The organism is Pseudomonas sp. CVAP#3 (assembly GCF_018986375.1).
Classification (GTDB): Bacteria; Pseudomonadota; Gammaproteobacteria; order Pseudomonadales; family Pseudomonadaceae; genus Aquipseudomonas; species Aquipseudomonas helvetica.
Window position 1 is genome coordinate 21389 of the sequence record NZ_JAHMSC010000001.1, and the last position, 26232, is coordinate 47620.

Genomic DNA, 26232 nt, shown 5'->3' on the forward strand with positions numbered 1-26232 from the left:
AGGTCTCACGTCCTTAATGAATTTTGCTACCCAGGGTCACCACGCCGTCCGCGTGTTCGCGGCCCAGCCAACTGGTCCACCCCAGGCGACAGGCGTTCTGCTCACCGATGCGCAGTTCGCGGATTTCTTCTTGGCGCAGGACCAGGCGAATGTCGTAATCGAGCGGGTCACGCAGGGTGAACCGCACCAGCGCACACAGCGGCTGGTAGCCGAAACCGATCGGCAGGAATTCGTGAAAGCGTTGCCAGTCGAGCTCGCGGATGTGAATCCGGAACTTGCCGCTGCGATCGCGCACGCTCTCGCCCAGCACCAGGTCTTCACCGAGCGCGCTGTTGGCACGACCCAGGCAGTTACGCTGTTCGTCGAGGATTTCGACGCGGCGCTCGATGCACTGCTCGATGGTCAGTTCGGCATGCTTGAAGTAGTAACGCAGCACCGCTTCGATCAACGCCGCCGAGTGCGCCCGCAGACTCAACAGGCCGAGGTACGGCAGCAGGCGTTTCCAGTTCAGTTCCTGGGCCTTGCGAATGTCTTCGCCACCCAGGCCAATCAGCGCAAACAACTGCGAGGAAAACGGGTCGAGGGCGCCGCTCTGGAAGCTGGCGCGGTAGCGGTACTTGCGCCAGATCGGCAGCATCAGCCGTTGCAGGCGATGGTGGAACAGGTCGAGAAAATGCCGTGTCGGGTTGCCGTCTTCGCTGTCACCCAGCGCTTGTTCACCGTAGAACGCCGGCAGCGGCGAACCGGAACCGACCAGGCCGATCAGGTTGAAACGCAGGCGCGCGCGCAGCTGCCCGTGCTCGTGGAAAAACTCCACGCGATCGACATCGCTGCCAGGGAAACCCAGGCTCGGGTTGGCCTGGAATTCCAGCTGGTCGTAGAGGTCCTCTTCGCTCAGGTACGGGTGGGCCTCGCGCAGCCGATCAACGACCAGCAGCACGGCCTGAAACAGCGAGTACTCGCGTATTCCTCGGGTCAGCCCGCTTAAAGCAGAGGCTGAAGGCCCATACGTGGTGTCCATTGGTACACCTCTCCCTGTGTGCTTTTTACCCGCAGCTCGTGGTACGAATTGAGACTGGCGTAAAGCGCGAAAAACTCGTTAAGAACCGAAGCGAAAACGAACAGGTCGCCTTCGCCGATATAGCCTTCCGGGTCGATGGTCAGCTCGGTGCGCAATCCGCGCAGCGGCAACCCTCGGTGCAACCGGTCGACGTGCTGGTGTTTGATCGACTTGAGCCCGCCCAGCAGGCGTTTGCTGACCTTCTCCGCGTGCTGGTCGTAGTAGCGCGGCAAGTCGTAGGTTTCGAGAATCACCTTGAGCGCGTCGACGTTGGCCAGCGACAGGTAGTTGAGCGACATGTTGCTGATCAGCTTCCACAGAAAGTCGTGGCTCAGCGGTGGCGCGAAGCTGGAGGTGGCCGGGGTGATGTTGCGGAAACTGAGAAACTCCGGGGTCTCTTCGCAGGCCATGCAGATGTCGCCGAGCTTGAGCCGGCGCGGCAGGTTCTGGTTGGTGCAGATCAGCTCGATCGACAGGGTTTCATGGGCTTCGGTGTGGCGAATGCCAAAGCTCAGGTAAGTGTCGAGGCCGTCGTGCAGCAACGAGGTGCGCTGGCGGATGCTGTAATGCGGACGGCTTTGCGGCACGTCGAAACTCGGGTCGTGCTCGAACGATTCGAACGGCACGTATTCCTGATAACCCAGACCGCCGGGCTTCCAGCCGGTGACGCCTTCAACCGAAAACACCCCGCAGTTTTCCAGGTCGTATTCGGCCGGCAGCAACAGGTATTCGTCCTGCTTGCCATCAAGGCGAATCGGCAAGGCGTCGTGCTTGAACAGGTTGACGATGGGCGTGCAGTAGAGCTTCACGTTGTCCAGGGTCGGGCGCAAACGCTGGATGCCGCTCTTGCGAATGTCGAAGCGCAACTCCAGACCGTGCATCTGCTTGAGGGTGTCTTCGGGCAGCGCCTTGAGCAGGTCCAGACCATTCAGATCGACAAACAGGAACTTGTCCTGGAAGGCGAAATATTCCTGCAAGTAGCGATAGCCACGGAAGGTGTTCAGCGGATACGGGATCAACGCTTCTTCTTCGGCAAAACCCACCGGCTGCACGCGGTCGCCAGGCATCTTGAACGCCATCGGCGTGCCGTTAGCGCCATTGAGCGGCTTGCCGGCAGCGTCCAGCGGAATCAGCTCGATGCCTTCCAGGTTGCGCAGCAGGCTCAGGTAAAGCATCTGGCTGATGTAGCGCTCGCCGGCCAGGTGCAAACGCAGACGACTCAGGTCCAGCTCCCCGATGTGCCCGTCACAACTCATCTCCAGGCGCAGGCTCAACAGCGAACCGTCGCCCTTCACCGAGTACGTCAGCGCGGTCAGGTCCAGCGGCAGGACTTCAGTCGGGTAGCAGGTGCGAAACCGGCAACGCACATCATCGATCGGCACACTCTCGATCGGCGTATCACGCTCGACCTGCAACGCCGGCCCGGAACGCTTCAACGGGTCGAATTGCAAAATACTGAATGCCGGCAACGGCCGCATGTAGTTGGGCCACAGCAAATGCATCAACGAATGGCTGAGCTCCGGCAACTCGTCATCGAGCTTCTGGCGCAGGCGGCCAGTCAGGAACGCAAAGCCTTCCAGCAACCGCTCCACGTCTGGGTCACGCCCGGCCTGGCCGAGGAAGGGTGCCAATGCCGGGCTACGCTCGGCGAAACGACGACCTAACTGGCGAAGTGCGGTGAGTTCGCTTTGGTAGTAGTGGTTAAAGGACATGTTTGACTGCCTGGTATTGAATTCGTTTGATTTCGCTAATTTCGTGCGTGTGGATCGCTACTTTTGAACCCTGACTTCAAGTCATATTTCCTATCGAACAAATCACTTGATAATCGCCTTGTAAAAAGCAATAACCACAATAGAAAAAAAGTAACCCACAACTAAAATATAAGGTGTATATGCCAACCACATAACCATCAGACCAAGACCCGATACACTTCCACTCAGCAAATACAACAACCCGTACAATATCCAAGGAGCCCCATAAAACGGTATGAAAATTACAGGAGCCCACCATGCAAGCCGGACAACATCCCGCTCGGATTTTTTATCGATGACTCGCGATGCCCAGAATGCGAATATGACATAAGCCGCCAATCCAAAACCTAACACATATATCTGAAAAAGCTGTTCCATCCCCGCATTTGGCAGCGGAGAGAAATAAACAGCATCGACAACAAGCAAAGCGGGCAATATAATTGCCGGCACCCACAGCGCCCCTTTGAAATAATTTGAGTATGTCATTTCAGACTCGGCTCGCTTTGGGCATCTGGCATTGGCTCCATCAATATGCCCGAACGACCCTCGCTCGGATCCAGCTTTAAAAAGAAATCGTTCCACTCTTGTAGCGGACGCATTTCCAAACGCTCTTTATTTAATTTCCGCCTGCGCAACTCATTGCCCAAAGTACCTTTAAAATTCCCTTCATCATCAATCTCCAGGCGAATGGCCGACGCAATCATTGGATACTTTTTATCACCGGGCAAAGAAGTGATTGGAGCGCCTTTTCGAACATGCACACCGAGAAAGACAGCCTTACCAGAGGGGTCGGAAATAAACGCCTCGCAGTTCGGGAAGCCATCCCCTGTAATATAAGTAACAATATCGATGTGCTTAGCAACTCGATCAATAGTCATCGTAATGTTATAGCTAACATCAAGACTAGGTACAAAGGTCATACCGATCAGTTTTTTAGCCATTGCCGATAGAGGGAAGGCATGGTTTTCTCCAGCATAACCACCATCAACCCAAATAGTAGTGACGGCTCCTTTTTCCGTTTTAACAGAAGGCCAGCTCCCGCCTTTTGGTTTAAGCGCTCCATCATAATGAGTGTGATCGCCCCCAATCCGCCCAGAATCATTAGACTCAGTTTGCGTATCAAGAACTTCATTCGTAGAGGTTTTAACAAAAAACTTATGCCAGATACGGGAGGTTACTTGAGTTCCTGGAACGCCTGACAGACCACTTGGCTTTAAAGAAAAATGTCGAGCATCGCCTTCATAGTAGAACCCAAGCAGACCAAAGTTTTTCGCCGGATGGAACGACCTGATATTGATTTCATAGGTAACCAATTTCGCCAGTTTTACCGTAGCGACTTGCCCTTCACCATTATGCGACGGCGTTGATGGCGCCTGAGCCAGCACAGTTCCATTAGGCATGAGCTACTCCTGCTGGAGTAATCAGGGAAACCTTGAGCATCTGAGATGATTTTCCTGTGTTCACACACTTGGTATGACCCATTGAGTCTGTCACCCCCTCATAGACTTCACCTGTTTCTGTCTCTATGCGGTAACCATAATTTGCAATCGGATTACCTTCGTCATCCCGCAAAACAAAGAAATCATTGAAGTATCCCGGCATCGGCAATGGCGGAATAAACGGAGCCGGCGAATGGGAGTTCCCAATAATCACCGTCCCCGAACCAGCAGTAACCTTATTGCCATGAGTACCAACGGAGTCGACGGTGGCCGCCGGTTTGCCGTTGATCAAAACGGTACTCGCCAACCCACCGACCATCGCACCACCACACGCGCAGGCATCGCCTTCGCGGGCAGCCGCGAGGCCGTCGAAGAATACGTCGCCGGAACCGGCGGCGATCGGGTTGGTGCTGTGGCCGGGGAGCGGGCAAGCGGTTGGGTCACCGACTCGGGCTGCGGGTTTACCGGACATCGTCGTCTCCTTAGTTGACCTTGACTTGACCGCTGCCATCCAGGCGCGCGGCAAAACTGACCTGACGCTTGAAACCTTCAACTTCCAGCAGGCCTTCGATACTGAAGGTCAGCCTGAGTTGATCGTTGTCTCGCGGCAGGGAAACGACACGCACGTTGGTGAGGCGTGGCTCGTAGGCTTCGATGAAGCGTTCGATGGCCAGGCGGGCCTGACTCAGGGAGTCATGCAGGCTCAGGCGCATGTCGTTGAGATCGGGTAGCCCGTAATCGGACAGCGTTTGCACGCTGCCCGCACGGGTGCTGAGCATCTTGGCCAGATGGGCAGCCACCGACGCCATCGCGGAAACCTCGCGGCTCCAGCCGACGCGTTTGTCCGCGTCGCCACCCAGGCGTTCGAAAAGGCTGCCGTATCCAGTCATGACCCAGCTCCTTGGTTACTCTTTGTCCAGCTTGCCAACCAGCGACAGGGTGAAATCGGCACCCATGTACTTGAAGTGCGGGCGCACGTTCAGGCTGACGCGGTACCAGCCTGGCTCGCCCTCAACATCGCTGACGACGATCTGGGCAGCACGCAGCGGACGACGGCCACGAACTTCGGCGCTCGGGTTTTCCTGGTCGGCAACGTACTGGCGGATCCACTTGTTGAGTTCCAGCTCGAGGTCGGTACGTTCTTTCCACGAACCGAGTTGCTCGCGCTGCAGCACTTTCAAGTAGTGAGCCAGGCGGTTGACGATCATCATGTACGGCAGTTGGGTGCCGAGCTTGTAGTTCAGCTCTGCCGCCTTGCCTTCGGCACTGATGCCGAAGAACTTCGGCTTTTGCACCGAGCTTGCGGAGAAGAACGCGGCGTTGTCGCTGCCTTTACGCATGGTCAGGGAAATGAAGCCTTCCTCGGCCAGCTCGTATTCGCGACGGTCGGACACCAGCACTTCGGTCGGAATCTTGGTTTCGATTTCGCCCATGCTTTCGAAGTGGTGCAACGGCAGGTCTTCAACCGCGCCACCGCTTTGCGGGCCGATGATGTTCGGGCACCAGCGGAATTTGGCGAAGCTGTCGGTCAGCTTGGTGCCGAACGCGTAGGCGGTGTTGCCCCACAGGTAGTGCTCGTGGCTGTTGGCGACGGTTTCTTTGTACACAAACGATTTCACCGGGTTTTCTTCCGGATCGTACGGGTTGCGCAGCAGGAAACGTGGCACGGTCAGGCCGATGTAACGCGAGTCTTCGGACTGACGGAAGCTCTGCCATTTGGCGAATTGCGGGCCTTCGAAGTGATCTTTCAGATCCTTCAGGTCCGGCAGGCCGGTGAAGCTTTCCAGGCCGAAGAATTTCGGGCCGGCAGCAGCGATGAACGGCGCGTGGGACATGCACGCAACGCTCGACACGTACTGCATCAGTTTCACGTCTGGCGAGCTTGGCGACATGAAGTAGTTGGCGATGATCGCGCCCACCGGCTGACCACCGAACTGGCCGTATTCAGCGGTGTAGATGTGCTTGTACAGGCCAGCCTGCATCACTTCCGGCGAATCTTCGAAGTCGTCCAGCAGGTCTTGCTTGGAGACGTTGAGGATTTCGATCTTGATGTTTTCGCGGAAGTTGGTCCGGTCGACCAGCAACTGCAGACCACGCCACGCCGATTCCAGCGACTGGAAGTCCGGGTGGTGGAGGATTTCGTCCATCTGACGGCTGAGCTTGGCATCGATCTCGGCGATCATGCGGTCAACCATGGCCTTCTTGACCGGCTCACCGTTGTTCTGCGGCTTGAGCAGTTCTTCGATGAACGCCGACACGCCGCGCTTGGCGATGTCGTAGGCTTCGTCGTCCGGGGTCAGACGCGTTTCGGCGATGATGCTGTCGAGAATGCTGTATTCGCCGTTCTCGTTACTCTTTTGCTGCGCTGCGCTGGTGCTCATTGTTGGCTTCCTTGACTGATGGGGGCTCAGACGTTTTGGGCGGCGTCCTGGGCTGCGGCGTTCAGGCCCAGCTCACCCAGTACGCGACCGCGCGATTCGTCGTCGGCGAGAACGCCTTCGATGGCTTTGCGGAAGGCAGGTGCGTTACCCAGTGGGCCTTTGAGGGCCACCAGTGCGTCACGCAGTTCCATCAGTTTTTTCAGCTCAGGCACTTGCTCGACCAGGCTGGCCGGGTTGAAGTCCTTCATCGAATTGACGCGCAGTTTCACGGCCAGCTCTTCGGTCTCGACCTCTTCCTGAAGACGGTTCGGCACGCTCAGCGTCAGCTGCAGTTCTTGCTTGGCGAGTACTTCGTCGAAGGTCATCTTGTCGATGCTGATCGGCTTGCGATCTTCAACTTTGCGCTCGTCCGCGCGGTGGGTGTAGTCACCGATTGCCAGTAGTTTCAGCGGCAGTTCAATCTCTTCCTGAGCACCGCCGGTGGCGGGTTTGAAGGTGACGTTGATGCGTTCCTTGGGGGCTACCGAGCCTTCTTTGGCCATGGCTTTTCTCCTTGCGGTTGTGGCCCTGGGGCCTATTCGAGTACCACTTCGAGATCGAGGTGGCACAGCCTGCGATAAATCTCTTCCTTGCGTTCTCGCACTGCGTGGTTCTGCGGCAACAACTCACAGCAGCTATGCAGGAGGTGCAGCACTTCCAGCGCAAGATCAGGCTCCCAGGCGTGCAAGCCTGAGTTCTGTAATTCTGAATCGAGGGTTTCGAGCTGGGTCTTGGCCAGTTCGTATTTCTTGGCCAGGAAGCACAGCCGCGCCAGGCTGAACTGCCAGAAGAACCGCACGCGTCCGCCGTGGGCAGCTTGCAGGCCTTGCTTGAGAATCTGCACCGCGGCCTTGAGGCCGTCCTTGCGCAGCACCGGCAAAACGTCTTCGAGCGCCAGTTCCCAGGCCGGTTGGCTGCTGCTGACATCGACCTTGCGCGGCACGCTGTCGGTTTGCAGATGGGGCATCACGTGGGCGCTGATCCAGGCGCGAGTGCCCGGATCAGCGAACGGCGCGCCATCGTGGTAACGCAATTCGACGATGCCCGGCAGGCGCTGAATCAACAACGCGAAGTGGATTTCCACTTCACGCATGGCCAGATCGGCGTTCAGCCCTTGCAAACATTCCCAGACCAGCCGCTGGCCATCGAACCAGAACGGCGCCTTGGCCAGGCTCGTCTCCAGTTCCACCAACAGGTCGGCGAATTGCCTCTGGTCGAAACGGTCCTGGTAGATTTTCAGCTTGTCGGCCGGCAACCCGCGCAATGCGGTGATTTGCTCGGCGTTGCGCTCGGGCACGGCGTCGATCGGCAGCCACAGCAGGGTGCGATTCAGGCGCAAGGCGCGCAGGTCGGTGGCTTTCTGCTTCAGCCACCAGGCGCACAGTGGGCGCGCATTTTCCTGCTGCTCGCGCAGGGCCTTGTGGGCTTCTTTTTCGTTGTTGATCGGCGCGCCGGGGGTGAACAGTTGCGTCGCGGCCTGCTTGACCTGAGCCACCACCGCACCGACAGCACCGGGCTCCGGCTGGTTGTCGGCGGCACGCTGAACCATGTTTTTCAGGCGGCGGGAGATCGGCAGCAGCAGCGGTGCGTCGTCGCCCAGGTGCTCGGTGCAGGCAGCATCGAGACCTTCCAGGTGCTCGACCAATCGGCGGAACAGCGGCAGTTGCTCTTTGATCGCGACGTTTTCGTTCAGCACCTGCTCGAGACGCGGCACCAGCCAACTGATGGCAGCGGAGCGGGTGCGGGCTTTGTTGGGATGAACCTCGGCCCAGTGGTTCTCGCACAGGTGGTGCAGAAGTCCGAGGCCGGCCAGCAGTCCCTGAAAGGACTCGCGTTGGTACAGGGCCCAGGTCAGCCAGGCACCGACTCGTAAATCCTTGGACTGGGTGCGCAGCAGGTTTTCGCTGTTTTCGCGGATTTTCAGCCAGTCGATCTGACCGATTTCGTGCATGGATTGAGCTTTGCCCAACTCGCTTTCCAGTGCCTCGTATTCGCTCGAAAAACGAACATCCTCGCCCGCGAAATTCTCTTTGGAAACAGAGGCTTTTGCGAGTTCAAGGTAATGGGCAGAAAGTTTGTTTGAGTAGGACATCCGTGGCCTTTAGTTAGAACGACTGCCATCGCCTGTTGGGATTCCAATGGCGCGGGGTTGCATAAAAAACGGCGAAAGCCTTTTCTAATTGAAGCCATGCTTTTTTAAAAGCGGCCGCATCGCAATCACTGCGATGCCCACTGGCAAACACCCAACTAGACAGCAAAATGAAGTGTCTCCGTTGCGCATAGGAATTTTCCACATATGCATCAGGAGAACTCATAGATGTCGGATTAATATTTCATCGTACGATCAACCCGTCCAAAAGCCATTGAAATAGAGACTTTCCTTTGGAGATCTCAGAGCTATTTCCCCATTCATTACTGACCCCCTCCTGATGGGGCGTGAAGCATGCCAAAAATAAAAAGTTATGAATGTAGGAACATTCTTAAACTGAAACCGGACATTTCAGATATGGCTTCTGGACTCTTCCTACTGAACGAGCCCCATGATAGACAGGACACCATTTCCCCTTACGATGGGGGATAGGCAAACGGTTATGTTTATGACTAACCGCAACGATAAGAGTGGGGAGTTTTTGGGCCAGGAGCGGCGTCATCGCTGGAGCCCAGAGCAAAACTGGCCATGGTTCGCGAGAGCTTTGAGCCGGGGAAAAGTGTGTCGGTGGTCGCTCGGCGCAACGGCATCAATGCCAACCTGCTGTTCCTGTGGCGCAACAAGCTGTACCAGGACGGCAGTCTATCGGCCGTCAGTGCTGGCGAAGCCGTGGTACCGGCCTCTGAGCTGAGCGATGCACTCAAGCAGATCCGTGAACTGCAACGGATGCTGGGCAAGAGCACGATAGAGGCAGAAATCCTCAAAGAAGCCGTGGAGATCGCCCGGCCGCGACAATGGACCGCGCACTCACCCTTGTTGCCGGGGGACGACCAGTGAAACTGGTCAACGAACTGCCCAGCTATGGCGCTCGGACGGCTTTGAATTCCGTTGCGAGGACGGCGCCAAACTGAGCGTGACCTTAAAGGACATGGAGTACCTGACTGGTATTGAATCTCATGAATAAAACGTCCTGTAGACCGCTATCGTCAGCCCCGCCACCACATAGCCCACAATGAGCACACACGGAATGAAAACCACCCAACCGAACAGCACTGCAATGTCACTGGAGGAACCGCAGAGCATTTTTGCCAGCCGGAAGATCATCCACGGTGCGGCGTAAAACGGGATGAACACCAATGGTCCGAGCCAGATTCGGTTGAGTATCTGCTGCTCGCTCTTGCCACGCAGAAGGCGCATTTCCACCAGGGCAAAAGCGATGTAGGCGGGAATGCCAAGAGCCAACCCGAAGGTCTCGAACAACTCGACGGTTGTAGGTAAATCGCTCAGCCGATCTTCCAGCACCGTCAGCAGGAGTACGAGCAGCGGAATCCACAGGGCGGTGACAAGCAGTCGGCGGCGGCCTGCACTGATCATGCGATTGCCCCTTTAACAGGATTCGCAGGTGTTGCCCGTCGCATGAAGGTGCGCCTTTCCCAGCGCAACTCAATGACTTGCGTCGCCAAAATCGCCAACAACGTGACACATCCCTGAGCCACGCTATAAAACAGCGCCCTTAGCGGATTTTCAGGCAGCATCCAGAGCAAGATGAAGCCGACCATCACGCTCAGCAGCAGGAGCTTGGCCACGAGATTCGGTATCAGTGCAATCACCAGATTGACGACCAGAAATATATAAAAGAGCGCGTAACTCGCCATTCCGATACCAACACCATGCGAGGTGAAACCTTGGTTCAAAGCTTTGTAGGCAATCACCACCGCGTCATTCAGAAACGCGTAGGCAACACAGCCCAGGGCGTGGAAAAACAGGCACAGGGACAGGCGGACGTTTTTGTTCATGCCGGATTAATATTCCCGTAGTAGGAACCCGCGACGTGCATGGCGACAACAATCGCTAATGCAATGAACGTCAGTGCTCGGTGCACGCGCGACTCTCGGATGCCCCGATGCAGTGCCGTCAAGAGCAGTACCAGACAGAACATGGCCAGGCTGCCGAACAAATCATTGTCGGCCACAACGGCCAGGTAACCTTCTATTTCACTTGGCATCAGCATGTCTGTCAGTTTTCCATGTGTGTATAAGGTGTATTACTGATGAATACGTTCAGCCAACTTTTTTCCCACCGCGGCATTGAAATAGTGAATGTCATGGGCAAAAAGATCGGTCATCAATCGTCCATGAACGAACCGCTTTTTCTTCGACTTTTTCGACCCTTTTCAAAGCCGAGCGCAACGTCTGCGCATCGATGGTTTTGACGGCGCGGGCGGTTTTAATTGACAGGCTGTACTGGTCGCTTACCTGGCGCGACACGTCCTTCCCCGCCGACGTGTAGTTGGCGATAGAACGGCGTTCGTCCGGGCTTAACGTGAAGCTGCGGGGTTGATCGTCGTAGTTGGAGTCATGGACCAGAGAAAGTTCGAGCGGCACTGCGCAGGTGTTCAGCAAGTACACGTCGTTGCGGTAGACCTGCTGCGCGGCGCAGGCAGTCAATGACACGAAGAACGCAAAAAGACCGGTCCACTTAATCATTGATTTCATCCTTGGCAGCTTCATGGGCAGATCGACGCATCGTTGATCGTCCACTCACGCTGAGTGCCGTCATTAATCTTTTTTACACCGCTCAAGCGCTGTCGCAGCTGAGCACCGTCAACCACCTTGGTGCCGACGGCATCGGTGATGGTCAGCGAATAGTTGCCCGGAATTTGTTCGATCACGTCTTCGCCATAAGAGGCAAAGCTCGCCACCAAGGCGCGCGATCCTGCTTCGGCCTTCACGTTGCGCTCCAGTGAATGCAGATTGGAGCTGTTGGAAATCTTCATTTCCAACGGTTGGTCGCAGCGGTTTTCGACATAAACATGGTTGTTGTAAACCTGTTGTGCCGCGCAGCTAGTCAGGGAGATGAAGAGCGGGAGGATGCCAGCGAACTTAATCATCGCTTTGGTCGTAGCGGTTAAAGGACATGGGTTGGCTGCCTGATCATGAATTAGAGTAAATTTTCTGCCGGGGCATTTGTCGATCCACTATTAAACGAGTGACCAGCGCCAAAATGCTCATACTGAACGTAAGCCCGCTATAGGCCATTGCACGAACCGGATTTTCGGGAAGGAAATAGAAAAGCACGATAGCGACCATCAGCACTATCGGCACAATTTTTGCCACCAGCGTCGGCATAACAAATACAACAATGTTCACGAAAATAAAAAAATAAAATGTCAGTTCCGCAGTGCCACCTATTGCGACCCCTCTCGCTGTAAATCCGCCCATATGAGCCTTATAAAAAGCAACTCCATAATCATGAACAAAGAAATACAGAGCCGCCACCAACAGATAAATAATTAAACCTAAAGCAACTCTTAAAATCATGGCGTTCACGTTGGATGTTTGCCAGTGGTCATCGCAGCGATTGCGATGCGCCCACTTTGAAAAAAGCCTGCATCGACAAATTCGGTATCTCCTTTGGAAGTTGGTAAGGAGAGCAAATACGATGGCGGCGCATAGCGCCAAGGCGTAGCCCGTACAGATCGTTCCCACGCAAAGCGCAGGAACGATCAAAGGCCTACAACAACTCAATCAAGCATTCGGGCAAGGCACCGGTGCCCAGTCGCCCAGGTCCGCGTTTTTGCACATGCTGTTGACCTGAGTGGTGCCGGCACTGGCGACCTGCTTGCTTTCAGCCTGTTTGGCTTGGGCGGTCTGCAGGGTTTTCTCGGTGCTGACCGCTTCTTTCGGCACGGTTGGCAACACTGGTTTTTTCGCCGGTTTCACGGCTTTTTTGCTCTTGGTCGGAGTCACGACCGGTGTGGTGTCGGCGGTCGCCACGGTGACCACGTCGGTGCGCTGCACGCCGACTTGTTGCAGGTCTTTTTCGTAGGCCTGGGTGTAGTTGTTCAGGTCTTCGCTGGCTTTGCCGTTAACCGCAACGATCAGGTCGTTGGACTCTTTGAGGCCCGCGACGATTTCTGCCAGGCGCTTGCGGCCTTCGGTGTCGCTGACGGTCTTGGCCTTGCGGTCGGCGACCAGTTTGGTGAACGCGCTCTGGTAGCACTGCTGCGAAGTCTTGGCGTAAGCGGTGCTGCGGTCGATGTCGGCGGCGCTTTTGTTGACGTCGGTGGCATAGGACGCGATGCGCTGGTTGTCATCGGCGATCTGCTTCTGACGCTCGGTGTAGTAACCGGCCGCGCCGCCCGCCAGGGCACCGCCCGCTGCGCCGATGGCGGCGTTGCGGCCACGGTTCTCGGAATCGGTCAGGGCGCCCAGCAGTGCACCGCCGACAGCGCCGACGGCCGCGCCGGTGACGACCGACTTGGTCATGTTCGAATCGGTGGCACGCAGGTGCTGCACCGGCTCGTAGCAGTTGGGGTAGTACTCGACCTTGGTGCTCGAGGCGACCTTGGAGGTCGGCGACGTGGCGCAACCGGTCAGTACGGTGCTGAAGCCGACGGCAATCAGCACCAAGTGACGCTTGGAAAGCGAAGCAAAAGGTTTACGGGAGGAAAGCATAGTTGTGTTCTCTTTTAAGTTTGACCAGCTCAGCACGGCCCATCGCCGCCTGAGTCCCTTCCAAGCTTGCTGTACAACGAACGATCAAGACCGCTGAGCGTTCGATGCGAGCAATTCCTTTAATATCGCCGCCGGGTCGGCTCGTCGTTGCTGACGATAATCACCGACATGGCGCACGAATAACGTCGCGCGCGTGACCAGGCTCTTACCCAGTACTGGCTTGCGATCCAACTCTTCCTTGATACGTTGAAACTGCGCCTGGATCACGGCATCGGTGTAGCGCGTGCCGGTTGCCAGGTTGTCGATGTAGATCGCCACCGCGCCGTCCAGCGCACTGCGGCCGTTGTCGATGGCCGTGGCGAACAGCTTGGCGCTGGCCTCGTCCTTGGCGTCCACGGCCTGCTGGCGACTCTTCTGCAAATTGGTCAGGCGAATGTTGTAGTTGTTGACGGTCTCGGCCACCAGGGCCGCCGACTGGATCAGGTTGCCGGCCGCTTCCTCGCGCTGCTGGGCGATCAGCGAGACGTTGCGCTTGAGCTCTTCGTTGACCAGCCCCAACTCCGCTTGCAGGCGCGGGTCGATACTGGCGGAGATGATGCTGTCCAGGCGTTTGGTCGGGTCCTGGGCGTCGTCGATGGCATCGGTCAGCGAAGCCAGCCGACCTTCTTTCTGCCATTGGGCAAACAGCTCCTTGTAGCGCGAACGTGGCGCCGACAACGCGCCAATCGCGACCCGGAACCCGGTGGTTTCGTTGCTTTGCTCGGTGCCGTCGGCGGCGAACAGCGGGTACTCACGACGCATCCCGGTGAACAAGGTGCCCTCGCCTTCCAGGTAGTTACCGCCCTTGACCACGAAGCCGCCGTAGGCGCCTTGGCGACGTCCGGCGTGCACGAGCTGGAAGGACTCCTGGACCATCTCGGCGGCGTTGCCGATCACGTCGAACAGGCCGATAGGGTTAGGCAGTTTGGTACCGATCGGCATCAGCCGCGCTGCCTGGCCAGTGCCACCGGCAACCTGGTTGAAGACCGCCCAGTCCGCCAGTGGCCCGTCGCCTTCGCTGCCTTCCAGACGACGGGGAAACAGGCGCCCTTCCAGTTCCTGGCGGCTAACGGCCTGCCCGCCACGGGCAGCAAATTCCCATTCGACCTCGGTCGGCAAGCGCACAAAACCCAGCCCGCCCTCTTCAGCCGAAGTGCCGCGACCACTCACCGGTAGCAGGTCCTTGTGGTATTTCGTCAGCCAGGCGCTGTACACCGCAGAGAAGCGTTCGGCCTCGAATCGCGACAATTTCACCTTGGGCAAACGCCCGGCCATGCCTTGCGGGACCTCGGCTTGCAAGGCCTCGCAGGCCGGTGCCGGCTCGCCGCTGGCCAACGATTGCGCCTGGGCCATGACCTCGGCGTATTGGCGGGCGGTGACCTCGTATTTGCCGATGAAATAGAGCATCGGTTTGAGCGGGGTCTTGCTGTCGGTCTTGGGCATCATCGGCGTGATGGTCTTGCCCCAATCCTTGGGTAGATCCTTGAGGGTGAACTGGCCGTTGATAAAGTCCCGGCGGTAACCGGAGATGAACGACTGTTGATAACCGGCCTCGTCCTCACTGAATGGATAGCCGAGGCTGATCTCGCGGTCGTCCAGAGTGCCCTGGGCCAGGATGTAGACGTAACGAAACACCATCTGCCCTTCGCACGGCAGCGGCAGGCTGACGTCATCGGCTAACGGCTTGGGGTTGTCCAGTTTGTCTGTGCTTTCATCGGCACTCGCAAAACCAGCCATGCCCAAGCTGGCCAGGCTCAGCGCCACGGCGGCGCCCAGTAACTTATACATCTCGGATTCCTTCAAACGCCTGGATACGCGCCACTCGCCAGCCACCACAAGCCGCTGCCACGGCGCTGACGCCGAGCACGGCCACGAAGGCAAACGCGTAGTGACGCGCCAGCAGATGGCTGGCGTACTCGCCTGGCATCTGCACAAATAAATGGTTCAGGCCCGATTGCGCCAGGCCATACAGCCCGACACTCAATAGGGCGGCAAGGCCGGCGCTGTACAGCGCCTGCAACACCACAAACAAAAGCAACGCCGCCGTGGAAAACCCCAGAAGGCGCAACACTGACAAGTCTCGGCGTTTGCGCTCGACCGCCGCCAACGCGCCGGCAAAAATCGCCGCGAACGCTCCCGCCAAGGCCAATCCGGCGATGATCCAGAACACGATCGACAGGTTGCGGCTCAGCGATTGCACTTGGGCGATGGTCTGGGCCTGGGTCGAGACCAGCAGGTTCTGCGCAGCAAAGTACTGGCGCAGCGGCTCGACATCCTTGAGGCTGCGGGCGTACAGGCGAAACGCCGGATACACCCGCTGCTCCGACACGCCCACCGCATCGCCTGGCCAACCGAACGCCGGCACGGCGCGGCCGTCCCGGTAATCTTCAGCCGCTTCCAGTAACGTCAAGGGCGCGAACAATCCGTCCCGGGCGAAGGCTTCCAGCGGCAGAACGTGCAGCACCTGGACGCGAGTGCGTTGCGCTTCGCCACGACCGGCCACCTGCCGGCCGACACTGGCCACCAGCCAATCACCGGCCTTGGCCCCGAGCTTTTCCGCGGCGGTCTGGCTGAGCAGTACCTGATCCAGCCCTTGGGGCACCGGAAGACTGCCGAGCAAGGGGTCGTTGGCGGCGGTGGGGATCATTTCGACGGTCACCGTCGCGGCGCCAGCGGTCAGATCCGCCGTCGCGGCAATCTGTCGAGTGCGCGGCAAGGCGAAAGCCACGTCACTGCGCTGGCTCAACTGTGCGATAAACGTGGCACTGAACCGGCCGCCACCCAGGGGGATGATTTCCCGGGTGGCCGGGTCGTTTTCCAAGCGTTCGGTCAAACTGCTGACCAGGCCGAATTTCAAGCCGAACAGCACCAGCAGCGGCGCGACCACCGCCACCAACGCCAATACCGAACAGGCCGACAGCCACACATCGTTGCGGTAATCCTGCCAGGCCAGGGAAGCCACTAGCGTATTGCGCATCAGCTGGCCTCCCCGAGGGTGGCGGTGACACCGCCATCGACGTCGCGACGACAACTGATGCGCCGCACCTGCAAGCCGCTGGCGCGTGCCAGCGACTCGTCGTGGGTGGCGACAACGCAGCACACGCCGTGTTCGCGGGCCTGGGTCACCAGCAACTGCATCACTCGCGCAGCGTTCAGCGGATCGAGGGCGGCGGTCGGTTCATCGGCCAGCAGCAGACGCGGCCCATGGGCCAGGGCGCGGGCGCAACTCACCCGTTGCCGTTGTCCGACGGACAAGTCACCCGGTTTTTTGCCCAGTTGATCGGCGATATCCAACGCCCCGGCCAGACGATCCACGCTGCCGTCGTCTTTCAAGCCGAGCAGTTTGCGCGACAGGTCGATGTTGCCGCGCACGTCCAGAAAATCCAGCAGGCCACCGGTTTGCAGTACGTAGCCCAAGTGCCGGCGGCGCAGGTCCGCCAAGGCGCTTTGCGCATCTGCGCGCCACAGCCCGCTAATGTCTGTCCTGGTTTGGCCGGGCGCAAAATCAAACTGCCCGGCCTGATCCGGAGCCAGCACCAGCGCCAGCAAATCCAACAACGTGCTTTTGCCGCAACCGCTGGGACCGACCACCGCCAGTTGTTCACCGGCACGCAGTTGCAGCCGTGGAATCACCAGGCTGTAGCGCTGGCTGCCGGCGCCCCGGCTCTTGTGCACCGCGCTCATGTTCAGCATCACGGCAGCGTCGACAACGGAACGCGGTACAAGGCATCCCCCGGCTCGGCTTCGCCGAAACGCACCCAGTTGGCCAAGTCGTTATGGAAGGTTTCGTAGAGGCGGATTTTCGAATCCAGCTCGTCGATAAAGTCTTCCTGCTCGGCCACGCTCAGGGAAAGCCACAAGTCCTGGGTCATGCCCAACGACTTGCTGCGGTAGGGCAGCCCCTCCAGGTACTCACCCAGAACCCCGCCATCGGCCAGGTTGCCGCCCTTGCGCAAGGCCGAAGGATCACGGCTCATGTAGGCACTGGCACTGGCGATTTCCTGGAAGAAATTCTTCGGCGAGGTCTGGGTCTTGCGGGCGGCATCGACGATCACTTTCAGCGATTGCTGCAAGTCGTTGAGCTGCAATTTGGTCAGCATCACGCACACCTGGAACGCCGGCAGTGCCGAGTTGGTCAGGTCGCGGTCGGCGGTCCAGGCGCTGACCAGTTGTGGCGCCTGGCTGGCGGCTTTACGCCCCAGGAAGTCCATGTGCATCGCGTAGCCGACGGCTGCCGATTTGTCGGTCAGGCTCGGCGCGGCGCTCAGCAGCGGCACCGTTTGCGGCTTGTTGCTGCGCACCTGATGCACCAGGTCGGCAAACACCGAACCGATCTCGTCCACCCGCTCACCCAACTTGCGCACATCGGCGCCCGGTACCGGAATGTACAGGTCGCCGATCTGCGGGTTGGCGTCGGCGGTCAGGGTGCGATATTGGCTTTGCGCACCGGCGTGGGTTTTCTTGCCAGCGTCACTGAGCAAGTGCAAGGCGTAGATTTTGATCTGCTTGCCTAGCGCAGCCTGACGCACTTCGGCCTCGTTCATTTGTGTGGAGGCATACGGGTCGTTCTTGCGCAGGGCACCAGCATCGGTGACCAACAGAATCAAGCGCCCACCATAACCGGACCAATCCATGCCCTCGACCGCTTCCATCACACCGGCAAACGCATCTTCGTTGAACGAATGGCTCGAGACCGTGGTCGCCTTGACCTGCCGCGCCAAGTCCATGAAGCGCTGTGGGTCGCGACCCTGTTCCAGGGTGATCAAGGTTTTAGCGACGTATTCCAGACCCGGTGTTTTCTTGATGCTGTTGCGAAACCCCACCAGGCCGAAGCTGACGCTGTCCTGCTCGCCGCGCTCGGCGATGCGGGTTTGCAGTTCGTGCACGACCTCGCGCACCTGATCGATGTAGGGTTGCATGGACACGGTGGTATCGACCACCAGTACCACGGCGGTGCGGAATGCGTCAGCGTTGGCGGTAGTGATTGGCGTGTTGCTGGCGGCAGCCTTCGGAGCACTACCGGGGTCGATGGACGCCACGTTCAGCAACTGCACGGGCTGGCCGTTCTCATCGAAGCTCTCGCGCGAATCGAAGATCGGCAACAGGTAAAACTGGTTCTGCGGCACCGCGCTAGCGGCCGGTTCCAGGGCCAACACGCGTTGATTGTCTTCGTGGTTTTGCTGGGTCTTGAGCAGCAGGTTTTTTGCCGCTGACGGGTCGGCCAGCAGCTTCTCCACATCGCCGGCCTGACGCAGAAACATCACCGGCGCACGGCCGGAGCGTTCGGTGAACTTGAGCACCAGGCTTTGCTTCCAGTCGCTGACCTGCGCGGCCGGTAACCAGCCGTCACTGCGCCCATCGGTCGCCGCGCCGACACGCAGCCAAGGGCTGCCATCAACCTCTTTGCGCTGATAGACGTAAAGCACGGAAAACGCCGGCAAGGCCTTGCCAGTCGCGGCCCCCGCTTCGCTGGCGAGCGTCGCACCCGGCTTGCTGAGCACCCGCTGGAACAAGGTTTTTTTGCCGGCCATCAGCAGCGGACGCTGACCGCCATCGACCTCCATCGCCGCCACGGCGGGCGGCGTATTGACCAGGGGTGTAGAGGTTGGCGGCGCGGAAACCAGCGGCGGCTTCACGTCGGCATCGACTTTAGCATCACGGCCCAGCCACCAATAACCCACGCCGCCCAAGGCCAGCGCCACGGCCACCGCGACGGCAGCAAGTGCGAACATGGGGCCCTTTCGCTGCTCCGAGATCGAGGACTGCGGCGTCGGCTTCACGGTTGGTGGAGTTGGCGTGGGTCGGGGTTGCGACTGCACAGGGCCGCTGGGTATGTCGATAGACACCGGCGTCAATCCTGCCAGGTCATCGCCGGTCGACTTCAGCGACGCCGGAATCGGCAACGGCCGGATCGTGGTTGCTTCAACCGATTCCCCGGGCAGATTATCCAGCGCCCGCAATAGCGCCGCCGCATCCGGGAAACGGTCGGCCGGATCCTTGGCCAACAGCTGGCGCAGCACCTCTTGATAACGACCGTGGTGCACCGGCAGCTCCGGCAAGGGTTCGGTCAAATGTGCCAAGGCCGTGGAGAGCGCATCGTTGCCGGTGTACGGCAGTTTGCCGACGAGGATTTCGTAGAGCACCACGCCCAGGGCATAAAGGTCGGCCCGGCCGTCAATGTCCTGGCCGCGCGCCTGTTCCGGGCTCATGTAGCTGGGCGTGCCGACGGCGAAACCGGCCTGGGTGAACTGGGTACGGTCGTCCAGGGACTTGGCGATGCCAAAGTCCGAGAGCACCGCCGTGCCATCGGCACGGAACAGAATGTTCGCTGGTTTGACGTCACGATGAACCAGTCCCAGCCCATGGGCATAGCCCAGGGCCGAGGCGATCTGGCGGATGTAGATCAGGCCCTGCTCCGGCGTCAGGCCGGCAGCGATGCGCTCCTTGAGCGTGCCGTTGGGCAGGTATTCCATGGCCATGTAATACAGCTCACCGACATTGCCGATGTCATGGATGGTGACCGTATGTGGGTGAGACAGGCGCGCCAGGGTTTTGCCTTCTCGCAGGAAGCGCTCGCAGAAGCTCGGGTCGGCCGCCAGCGCGGCGGCCATGATCTTCAATGCCACCTTGCGCTCCAGCGAGCGCTGGGTCGCCAGGTAAACGCTGGCCATGGCGCCTTCGCCGATCTCACCGTCGATGTCGTAGCCCGGGATCAGAATGTTCACGGTGGGGTTCATGAAGGCACCTTCACGACGATGACGGTGATGTTATCCGGAGCGCCGCGCATCAGGCCCAGGGACACCAGACTGCTGGCGATTTCTCCGGGCTCGTCGTGGTTCAGTACCTCGGCGATTTCATGGTCCTCGACGGTCTTGTTCAGCCCGTCGCTGCACAACAGGTAACTGTCGCCGGGCATCAACAGCAGCTCAACCATCGCCAAGTCCAGTTGCGCATCGACCCCGATGGCGCGGGTGACGATATTGGCCCGTGGATGCACCCGGGCTTCGGCTTCGCTGAGCAAGCCGCTGTCCTGCAAATCCTGAACGTAACTGTGGTCCCGCGAGATGCCTTCGAGCAGGCCGTCACGCAGGCGATACAAGCGGCTGTCGCCCGCCCACAGACACACCCCGCGCAAGTCACGCGTCGCCAGCAACACCACAGTGCTGCCCATCATGGTCACGCCACGGTTGGCGGTTTCTTCGCGCACGGCGGCGTTGACCCGCAGCAGGTCGTTTTTCAGCGCCGCGGCGTATTCGTCCAGCGATCGGCCCACGGCAATGCTGCGCACGCTGTCGACGATCAGACTGCTGACGTAGTCGCCCGCCGCGTGCCCGCCCATGCCATCGGCGACCACCCACAGGCCGTTTTCCGGCAGGTCCAGGCAAGCGTCTTCATTCACCTGGCGGACCATACCGACATGGCTTTTGCTTGCAGACTTGAACGTCTTTCCAGCGCTTGGACGCATCTACACAACACCTTCTTGGCCGAGCAAAAATTGCGCAAAATCGGCGGCGACAGGCAGGCCCTGACACCGCAATAAAGCGGGGGCGATACGCTCCGAACCCTGGCCCCACCACAGACTTGCGCCTTCGCAGGCTTGTTCGGCAAGCGCAGTCATTCGCGCCTTCGGGTCGGTGGCATCAAAGCGATGCAGGCCGGCAAAACGGCTGCTTGGCGTGCGTGGCAGGCACGCCGGACTGCCCAGTGTCGTAAGGCCTGCACCGAAGGCTTCGAAGCTTGCCTCCACGCTCAACGTGCTCAACAGCAATTGCTCAACCTGTTCAAACCAGACATCCGAACTGCCCACCACCGACGCTGGGTCAGCGTCGTGATCCAGCAGCACCGCGACGGTCAGCGGAAAATACCGGCCAACTCGATCGATGCTCGGCATCACCACGCCAACGGCGGCCTGCGGCCCACATACACCGGACCCGACCATAAAGCGCCACAGCGGACTGACCAGATAGGCGTCCAGCCAACGGTCCCCGAGGCTGGTCTGGCTGGCGAGCAGACCCGCCGCCAGCCACGAATCCCAGGGGCCGATAAAACTCTGCGGCAAGCCACGGCTGACAAAGTCCCCGCGACTGGCTAACTTTCCATAGAAACCCGGAGTGCTCATAACCGCTCCGGCAGGCTGAAACCACTAAGCACACGGCTCTTGAACGGGTTGAAGGCGCTGTTGGCCCGCAGCTCGTAAGAGGCGCTGGCGCCGTCGACCCGCAGCCGCAGGTTGAAGCGATCCGGCGAGTTGCCGGCGGTCAGGTCTGATTGCTCCAACAGGCGGAACCAGGCCCAGGGGCCATCCAGGGTGATGCCGGACCGACCACTGGCCGAGGGCGGCATGATCGAGATCCGCACCACGCCGATGCTGCCGGCGTTGGGCCATTGCATGGCGGTCGGACGGCTCGGGCCGTGGTCGTAGCTCAATTGCTGGCCATCGAGGTCAAGTAAAAACTGAGTGATGCTGGCGTCCATCGCCACGGGTTTGAGTTCGAAGCGCACCATCGGCTGGGTGCCGCCGGAACGGAAAAATGCATCCCGGATGGTCGCTGCCCGCTGGAAGGTTTGCAGCACGCCCGGGGCGATGCCGAGCTTCTGCGCGGCGCCCGGTTGCCAGCGCCAGGCCTGGGTCGAGGTATCCACATACGGCTGCAGGTACTTGCGGAAGTAGTTGTCCATCACCCCGCCCACGCCGAAGAACTGGCCGAAGTCGTCGAGAGTCGCGTCTCGCGCACTGCCTGGCGACATCGGATAACGCCCGGCCAGGGACTGGCGATAGATGTTCAGCACTTCGCTGGTCCAGGCCGCGTTCAGTTGATTGCGTACCCCGCCCATCATGGTGTTGGTGGTGGAGTTGACCACCGACTTGACCAGCCCTTGCACCAACGCCGGTTGACGCTCGGCGTTGAGGCTGACCCGTGTCGCGGCCGCTGCGGCCTGGTTCTTGGCTTCGCCAAGCAAGGCGTCGCCGCTGGCGCCGACCATGGCGCTGACCTGCACATACAACGCATTCATGTCGGCCAGCAGGCCGTCGATGACCGCCGGCTCGCCTTCGTTTTTGCTGACGATGCTATTGAGTTCAGCAAAATGCGCGGTGATGGGATCTTCGCTGGACACAGGTGTGTTTTGCGCCGCCTGCTCATGGCCGAGCAAGGTGCCCAGGCGCTCCTTGAGCTTGTCGACCCCGCCGTCCACCGGCGCACCCTTGGCGGCCAGCAGGCGTTCTTCCTGTTGCAGGTCGGTTTCCTTCGCCACCGCCACCAGCAGTTTTTTCAACGGCGAGGTCGGGCCGGAAATCACCCTCAGCACATCGGCGGCCTGGGCCACGCTGGTGATCGGCACGAAGTCGATATCAGCCAGCAAGGCGTCCCACTGGCGCTGGTAATCCTGGAAATACAGGCGACGCACGTCGGCGGCCAGGCTGGCGACGTTCTGCTGTTCTGCCTGGTCGCGACCGAGCACCCACTGCTCCTCAGCCAGGGTGCCGGTCTGGTTCAGGCTGGTGAGCAAAAACCCTTGGCGATAACCCTTGGCGGTGAAGAAGCCGCTCAAGGGTTCGCCCAACGGCTTGCCGCTCTTGCGGCTGAACACCAGCGCCGCATCGCGCCCGGCCGCTTCGCTGATACGAAAATCCGGGATGCCGTCCGGCAGTTTCTGCCGCTTGACCCGGTCGTAGACACGCTGGGCCACCGGCAGTTGTTGCAACTGCCGGCGCAGGTCGTCGATCAGGCGCGGGTCCAGACGTGCAGTGGGCGGATGGCGCTCGAACAGGGCCTGCAAGTGCTCCGCCAGGGCCATACGCTGCTCGGACGGCAAGTCGCGCGGCAGATTGCGGTCCCAGTCCAGGGCGATCCACGCTTTGATGAAGTCGGCATCGTAATGCTCGCTGTCGGCGAGCATCAGGTAGGCCTTCAAACCTTCATAAAGGAAGTCCGAATTGCCGCCGCCATGCAGTTGCTCTTCGATGCGCGTGAGCAAGCGTGGCGCAAAGACCGCGATCAACAGCTTGCGATAGACGCTACCGGACTCGGCTTCAAGCATATCGCCCTGATACAGGCCCAGGCCTTCGGCCCAGCTCGGCGCGTCGCCGGCCAGGTGCTTCACCGCGTTGAGCAACGGCAATACGGCGAGCACGTCCCGCTGGGCCGGGCTGAGGTTTTGCACGGTCTGGCCCAGGGGCACGACTTTCTGATCGACTTGCGCAATATACGCCTGGTTGGCGCGGTAGCTGACCACCCACAAGGTCCCGACCACCAGCACCAAGGCCACAGTCGAGGCCAGCACACCCCGAGTGATCCACTTGCGCCGACGTTCGACTTTCGGGTTCACCCCCACCAGCCCACGCTCGGCAAAAGCCACGGCGCTGAAGAGTTTTTCGATGAAGTAACTGCGCCCGGTGCCGTTCTGGCGCGCCAGATGTTGGCGGTCCAGGTTCATGCTCTGGGCCATGGAGCCGATCAGCCGGTCAATCGGGCTGCCTTCCTGGGTGCCGCTGGTGAAATACACCCCGCGCAACAGCACCCGCTCTTCAAAGGCGTTGGGTTTGAATACGCCCTCAAGGAAGCTTTGCAGGCAATCCTTCAACGCGCCGAACTGTTGCGCGAAGCCGTAGATCAGCTCGCGCCGCGCCGGGTCGCGTTCCTGTTGCAAACGCTCCACCAAACGATCGTTGAGGCGCTGTTCCAGGCCGGCGAATTCGCTTTGCAGATGGGCCAGCGGGCTGTCATTGCTTTTACCGTCGTCCAAGGCAAAGGTCATGCCCCAGACCTGGGTCCGCTCTTCCTTGCTCAGGGTATCGAAATACTCCATGAACCCCGGCACCAGATCGAGTTTGGTCAGCATCAGGTAGATCGGAAAACGCACGCCCAGTTGGGTGTACAACTCCTGGATACGCAGGCGGATCGCGGCGGCATGAGCGGCGCGCTCGGCGTCGCTGCCCAGCAGCAGATCGGAGAGGCTGATGGCGATAAACGCGCCGTCGATCGGGCGACGGGCCCGCTGTTTTTTCAACAGGCCGAGAAAGCCCAGCCACGCGGCTTTATCCACCGTCGCGTCGCTGTCCTGGGTGGTATAGCGCCCGGCGGTGTCGAGCAGTACGGCCTGATCGGTAAACCACCAATCGCAATTGCGCGTACCACCGACGCCGCGTACAGCACCGGCGCCCAACTGCGCCGCCAACGGGAAATGCAGCCCGGAATTGACCAGCGCAGTGGTCTTGCCCGAACCCGGCGGGCCGATGATCACGTACCAAGGGAGTTCGTAGAGATTGCGACGCTCATCACCGCCCAGCTTGGCTTTCTTCAACAGCGCCAAGGCTTCGTCCATGCGCTGGCGCAGGGTTTCGAGCTCTTGCGCCGTGGCGATGCTGGTCGGGTCGGGTGGGGTTTGCGCCGCCAGGCTGCGCATGACTTCGGCGGCCTGACGGCGGGCCTGAATGATGCGAAACACCCGGTAGGCGATCCACACCGCGAACACCAGAACGATCAGCGCCCAGCGCCGGCCTTCGGGCACCAGGAATTCGAGCAGCGGCCCGATAAACCAGATGATCAGGCTCAGGGCTATCAGCCCCAGCAACGGAATGACCCAGCGGATGATAAAACTGAAAAACGCCTTCACTCGACCCCCTCCGCCAATACTGTGATTTCGACCCGACGATTGCGTGCGCGGCCCTCTGTCGTAGCGTTCGAGGCCAGCGGCTCGGTATCGCTGCGGCCTTCGGCGCTGAAGCGCTCGGGCTGGCCGGTCTTGGCCGAGAGGATTTGCAGCACCGACGTGGCCCGTGCCTCGGACAAGGCCCAGTTCGATGGAAACCGCAGGGTGGCAATCGGGCGATTGTCGCTGTGGCCGGTCACCCGGACCTGGCCCTTGACCATGCGAATGGCCTCGGCGATGCGCAGCATCAGCGGCTGGAAATTGTCGACGATGCTGGCGCTACCCGAAGCGAACAGCTCATCGCCACGGATGGTCACCACGGAACGATCAACGGCATCTTCCACGGCCACCCGACCGGCCTTGATTTCATCGGCAAGGAAGCCCGCCAGGCGGGGGCGCTCGATCAGTTTCGGTTGCACCACCGGGCGGTCGATCGCCTGCACCGGGATCTCGCCCAGGGCATGGATATTTTTAAACACCGGCTCGGCATCGGCGGCCAGTTTCAAGCGCAGGCCGAACAGCAGTGCCAGCAGCAACGCCACGCCGATGGCCACGGCGATCCATGGCGGCATGAATTGCGCCAGCCGGTCGCGGGCCACGGCGACGCCGCGCCAATGGGGCGACAGTTCACGTTCATAGTCGCCACGGGCACTGCGGATGACCGCACTGGTGCGTTCACGCAAGGCCTCAAGTTGGCTGCGACCGTCGTTGATGACCCGATAACGCCCTTCGAAACCCAGACACATGCACAGGTACAACAGCTCCAGCAGATACAAACGTTCGCGGGGGCTTTGCAGGCAATGCTCCAAGAGCTGGAACACCTTCTCGCCGCCCTTGGCTTCGTTGTGCACGGTGATCAGCAAACTTTGCTTGCCCCAGTCGCTGCTGCCGCCCCACGGCGTACTCAACACCGCTTCATCCAGCGCAGTGCACAGGGCGTAACGGGCCAGCAACACATCGTTGCGCACCACACCGGCGGCCTCGGCGCGTTCCTCGAACTGGCGCAGGTAGGCCAGTAATTGCGCCCGCAGGCTCGCCGGCGCCGGGTGGGCAATGGTGTTGCGCAAGCGGGTCATCAAAGCCAGCAGCGGGCCCGCGGCGCTCTCCAGAGGGTTGAGACCTTCAGCTTTACCGGTCAACACCGGCGCGGCCGGCATCGAAAGCGGCGCGGACTGGGCGCGACCAGGATCCGGGCGGGCCGGGTCGGCGCCACGGCCACCGGGTGTCGGCATGAACTGGGTACGATCGTCGTTGTTCATTGCGGT

24 protein-coding genes and 1 pseudogene are annotated in these 26232 nt (G+C 59.9%); 1 reads left to right on the plus strand and 24 read right to left on the minus strand.

What is annotated here, in order from left to right:
- Positions 1–13: 13 nt before the first annotated feature.
- The 9 genes from tssG to tssA all read right to left on the minus strand — a co-directional run bounded on the left by tssG (position 14) and on the right by tssA (position 8762).
- On the minus strand, positions 14–1021 hold the full coding sequence (tssG, locus tag KRR23_RS00085) for a type VI secretion system baseplate subunit TssG (RefSeq protein ID WP_216740860.1): 1008 nt from the start codon (positions 1019–1021) through the stop codon (positions 14–16).
- A complete protein-coding gene (tssF, locus tag KRR23_RS00090) occupies positions 985–2772 on the minus strand; it encodes a type VI secretion system baseplate subunit TssF (RefSeq protein WP_216740861.1) in 1788 nt (595 codons plus the stop codon). The genes tssG and tssF overlap by 37 nt, the downstream gene beginning before the upstream one ends.
- Positions 2773–2874: 102 nt before the next feature.
- Positions 2875–3297: a hypothetical protein gene (locus tag KRR23_RS00095; RefSeq protein WP_216740862.1), complete on the minus strand. Its 423-nt coding sequence runs from the start codon at positions 3295–3297 to the stop codon at positions 2875–2877.
- Positions 3294–4211, minus strand: a complete 918-nt coding sequence (locus KRR23_RS00100; RefSeq protein WP_216740863.1) for a hypothetical protein — start codon at positions 4209–4211, stop codon at positions 3294–3296. The genes KRR23_RS00095 and KRR23_RS00100 overlap by 4 nt, the downstream gene beginning before the upstream one ends.
- Entirely contained in the window at positions 4204–4722 is a 519-nt protein-coding gene (locus tag KRR23_RS00105; protein ID WP_216740864.1) for a PAAR domain-containing protein, read from the minus strand. The genes KRR23_RS00100 and KRR23_RS00105 overlap by 8 nt, the downstream gene beginning before the upstream one ends.
- Before the next feature lie 10 nt (positions 4723–4732).
- Positions 4733–5140 (minus strand): type VI secretion system baseplate subunit TssE, encoded by a 408-nt coding sequence (gene tssE / locus KRR23_RS00110; RefSeq protein ID WP_054594682.1) that lies wholly within the window; start codon positions 5138–5140, stop codon positions 4733–4735.
- A gap of 15 nt (positions 5141–5155) precedes the next feature.
- On the minus strand, positions 5156–6631 hold the full coding sequence (tssC, locus tag KRR23_RS00115; RefSeq protein ID WP_054594683.1) for a type VI secretion system contractile sheath large subunit: 1476 nt from the start codon (positions 6629–6631) through the stop codon (positions 5156–5158).
- A gap of 26 nt (positions 6632–6657) precedes the next feature.
- Positions 6658–7173: a type VI secretion system contractile sheath small subunit gene (tssB, locus tag KRR23_RS00120; protein WP_216740865.1), complete on the minus strand. Its 516-nt coding sequence runs from the start codon at positions 7171–7173 to the stop codon at positions 6658–6660.
- 32 nt (positions 7174–7205) lie between these two features.
- Positions 7206–8762 (minus strand): type VI secretion system protein TssA, encoded by a 1557-nt coding sequence (tssA, locus tag KRR23_RS00125; RefSeq protein ID WP_216740866.1) that lies wholly within the window; start codon positions 8760–8762, stop codon positions 7206–7208.
- Positions 8763–9267: 505 nt separating this feature from the next.
- Here tssA and KRR23_RS00130 point away from each other — a divergent pair.
- A pseudogene (locus KRR23_RS00130) lies at positions 9268–9664 on the plus strand (transposase); the annotation flags it as partial.
- Between the two features lie 109 nt (positions 9665–9773).
- On the opposite strand, the gene KRR23_RS00135 reads toward KRR23_RS00130, so the two are convergent.
- The 15 genes from KRR23_RS00135 to KRR23_RS00205 all read right to left on the minus strand — a co-directional run bounded on the left by KRR23_RS00135 (position 9774) and on the right by KRR23_RS00205 (position 26226).
- Positions 9774–10193: a hypothetical protein gene (locus tag KRR23_RS00135; RefSeq protein ID WP_216740867.1), complete on the minus strand. Its 420-nt coding sequence runs from the start codon at positions 10191–10193 to the stop codon at positions 9774–9776.
- Positions 10190–10615 (minus strand): hypothetical protein, encoded by a 426-nt coding sequence (locus tag KRR23_RS00140; protein WP_216740868.1) that lies wholly within the window; start codon positions 10613–10615, stop codon positions 10190–10192. The genes KRR23_RS00135 and KRR23_RS00140 overlap by 4 nt, the downstream gene beginning before the upstream one ends.
- Entirely contained in the window at positions 10612–10830 is a 219-nt protein-coding gene (locus tag KRR23_RS00145) for a hypothetical protein (protein WP_253911861.1), read from the minus strand. The genes KRR23_RS00140 and KRR23_RS00145 overlap by 4 nt, the downstream gene beginning before the upstream one ends.
- A gap of 91 nt (positions 10831–10921) precedes the next feature.
- Entirely contained in the window at positions 10922–11305 is a 384-nt protein-coding gene (locus tag KRR23_RS00150; protein ID WP_253911862.1) for a hypothetical protein, read from the minus strand.
- A gap of 20 nt (positions 11306–11325) precedes the next feature.
- Entirely contained in the window at positions 11326–11709 is a 384-nt protein-coding gene (locus KRR23_RS00155; protein WP_216740870.1) for a hypothetical protein, read from the minus strand.
- A gap of 43 nt (positions 11710–11752) precedes the next feature.
- Positions 11753–12139, minus strand: coding sequence for a hypothetical protein (locus KRR23_RS00160; RefSeq protein ID WP_216741325.1), 387 nt, complete (start codon positions 12137–12139; stop codon positions 11753–11755).
- A gap of 207 nt (positions 12140–12346) precedes the next feature.
- Positions 12347–13276 carry a type VI secretion system-associated lipoprotein TagQ gene (gene tagQ / locus KRR23_RS00165; RefSeq protein ID WP_216740871.1) on the minus strand — a complete coding sequence of 310 codons (930 nt, stop codon included), beginning with the start codon at positions 13274–13276 and terminating at the stop codon, positions 12347–12349.
- A gap of 84 nt (positions 13277–13360) precedes the next feature.
- A complete protein-coding gene (locus KRR23_RS00170) occupies positions 13361–15052 on the minus strand; it encodes an SUMF1/EgtB/PvdO family nonheme iron enzyme (protein WP_253911877.1) in 1692 nt (563 codons plus the stop codon).
- Positions 15053–15095: 43 nt separating this feature from the next.
- Complete coding sequence (locus KRR23_RS00175; RefSeq protein WP_216740873.1) at positions 15096–16292, minus strand: ABC transporter permease; 1197 nt, start codon at positions 16290–16292, stop codon at positions 15096–15098.
- Positions 16292–17008 (minus strand): ABC transporter ATP-binding protein, encoded by a 717-nt coding sequence (locus tag KRR23_RS00180; protein WP_216741326.1) that lies wholly within the window; start codon positions 17006–17008, stop codon positions 16292–16294. Before KRR23_RS00180 ends, KRR23_RS00175 begins: the two co-directional genes overlap by 1 nt.
- Complete coding sequence (locus tag KRR23_RS00185) at positions 17008–20052, minus strand: serine/threonine-protein kinase (RefSeq protein ID WP_253911863.1); 3045 nt, start codon at positions 20050–20052, stop codon at positions 17008–17010. Before KRR23_RS00185 ends, KRR23_RS00180 begins: the two co-directional genes overlap by 1 nt.
- The gene (locus KRR23_RS00190) at positions 20049–20780 is read right to left on the minus strand and encodes a PP2C family serine/threonine-protein phosphatase (protein ID WP_216740874.1); all 732 of its coding nucleotides are present in this window, start codon (positions 20778–20780) and stop codon (positions 20049–20051) included. Before KRR23_RS00190 ends, KRR23_RS00185 begins: the two co-directional genes overlap by 4 nt.
- A complete protein-coding gene (gene tagF / locus KRR23_RS00195; RefSeq protein ID WP_216740875.1) occupies positions 20781–21434 on the minus strand; it encodes a type VI secretion system-associated protein TagF in 654 nt (217 codons plus the stop codon).
- Complete coding sequence (gene tssM / locus KRR23_RS00200) at positions 21431–24931, minus strand: type VI secretion system membrane subunit TssM (RefSeq protein ID WP_216740876.1); 3501 nt, start codon at positions 24929–24931, stop codon at positions 21431–21433. Before tssM ends, tagF begins: the two co-directional genes overlap by 4 nt.
- The gene (locus KRR23_RS00205; protein ID WP_216740877.1) at positions 24928–26226 is read right to left on the minus strand and encodes a DotU family type VI secretion system protein; all 1299 of its coding nucleotides are present in this window, start codon (positions 26224–26226) and stop codon (positions 24928–24930) included. The genes tssM and KRR23_RS00205 overlap by 4 nt, the downstream gene beginning before the upstream one ends.
- Positions 26227–26232 lie beyond the last annotated feature (6 nt).

Coding starts and splice junctions, on each gene's coding strand:
- KRR23_RS00135 (WP_216740867.1), bottom strand. CDS start 10,193: ATGATCAGTGCAGGCCGCCGCCGACTGCTTGTCACCGCCCTGTGGATT.
- KRR23_RS00105 (WP_216740864.1), bottom strand. CDS start 4,722: ATGTCCGGTAAACCCGCAGCCCGAGTCGGTGACCCAACCGCTTGCCCG.
- KRR23_RS00205 (WP_216740877.1), bottom strand. CDS start 26,226: ATGAACAACGACGATCGTACCCAGTTCATGCCGACACCCGGTGGCCGT.
- tssG (WP_216740860.1), bottom strand. CDS start 1,021: ATGGACACCACGTATGGGCCTTCAGCCTCTGCTTTAAGCGGGCTGACC.
- tssC (WP_054594683.1), bottom strand. CDS start 6,631: ATGAGCACCAGCGCAGCGCAGCAAAAGAGTAACGAGAACGGCGAATAC.
- tagQ (WP_216740871.1), bottom strand. CDS start 13,276: ATGCTTTCCTCCCGTAAACCTTTTGCTTCGCTTTCCAAGCGTCACTTG.
- KRR23_RS00185 (WP_253911863.1), bottom strand. CDS start 20,052: ATGAACCCCACCGTGAACATTCTGATCCCGGGCTACGACATCGACGGT.
- tssF (WP_216740861.1), bottom strand. CDS start 2,772: ATGTCCTTTAACCACTACTACCAAAGCGAACTCACCGCACTTCGCCAG.
- KRR23_RS00095 (WP_216740862.1), bottom strand. CDS start 3,297: ATGACATACTCAAATTATTTCAAAGGGGCGCTGTGGGTGCCGGCAATT.
- KRR23_RS00100 (WP_216740863.1), bottom strand. CDS start 4,211: ATGCCTAATGGAACTGTGCTGGCTCAGGCGCCATCAACGCCGTCGCAT.
- tagF (WP_216740875.1), bottom strand. CDS start 21,434: ATGAGCACTCCGGGTTTCTATGGAAAGTTAGCCAGTCGCGGGGACTTT.
- KRR23_RS00180 (WP_216741326.1), bottom strand. CDS start 17,008: ATGCTGAACATGAGCGCGGTGCACAAGAGCCGGGGCGCCGGCAGCCAG.
- KRR23_RS00150 (WP_253911862.1), bottom strand. CDS start 11,305: ATGATTAAGTGGACCGGTCTTTTTGCGTTCTTCGTGTCATTGACTGCC.
- KRR23_RS00145 (WP_253911861.1), bottom strand. CDS start 10,830: ATGCTGATGCCAAGTGAAATAGAAGGTTACCTGGCCGTTGTGGCCGAC.
- KRR23_RS00190 (WP_216740874.1), bottom strand. CDS start 20,780: ATGCGTCCAAGCGCTGGAAAGACGTTCAAGTCTGCAAGCAAAAGCCAT.
- KRR23_RS00170 (WP_253911877.1), bottom strand. CDS start 15,052: ATGGCTGGTTTTGCGAGTGCCGATGAAAGCACAGACAAACTGGACAAC.
- tssB (WP_216740865.1), bottom strand. CDS start 7,173: ATGGCCAAAGAAGGCTCGGTAGCCCCCAAGGAACGCATCAACGTCACC.
- KRR23_RS00175 (WP_216740873.1), bottom strand. CDS start 16,292: ATGCGCAATACGCTAGTGGCTTCCCTGGCCTGGCAGGATTACCGCAAC.
- KRR23_RS00140 (WP_216740868.1), bottom strand. CDS start 10,615: ATGAACAAAAACGTCCGCCTGTCCCTGTGCCTGTTTTTCCACGCCCTG.
- KRR23_RS00155 (WP_216740870.1), bottom strand. CDS start 11,709: ATGATTAAGTTCGCTGGCATCCTCCCGCTCTTCATCTCCCTGACTAGC.
- tssE (WP_054594682.1), bottom strand. CDS start 5,140: ATGACTGGATACGGCAGCCTTTTCGAACGCCTGGGTGGCGACGCGGAC.
- KRR23_RS00160 (WP_216741325.1), bottom strand. CDS start 12,139: ATGATTTTAAGAGTTGCTTTAGGTTTAATTATTTATCTGTTGGTGGCG.
- tssA (WP_216740866.1), bottom strand. CDS start 8,762: ATGTCCTACTCAAACAAACTTTCTGCCCATTACCTTGAACTCGCAAAA.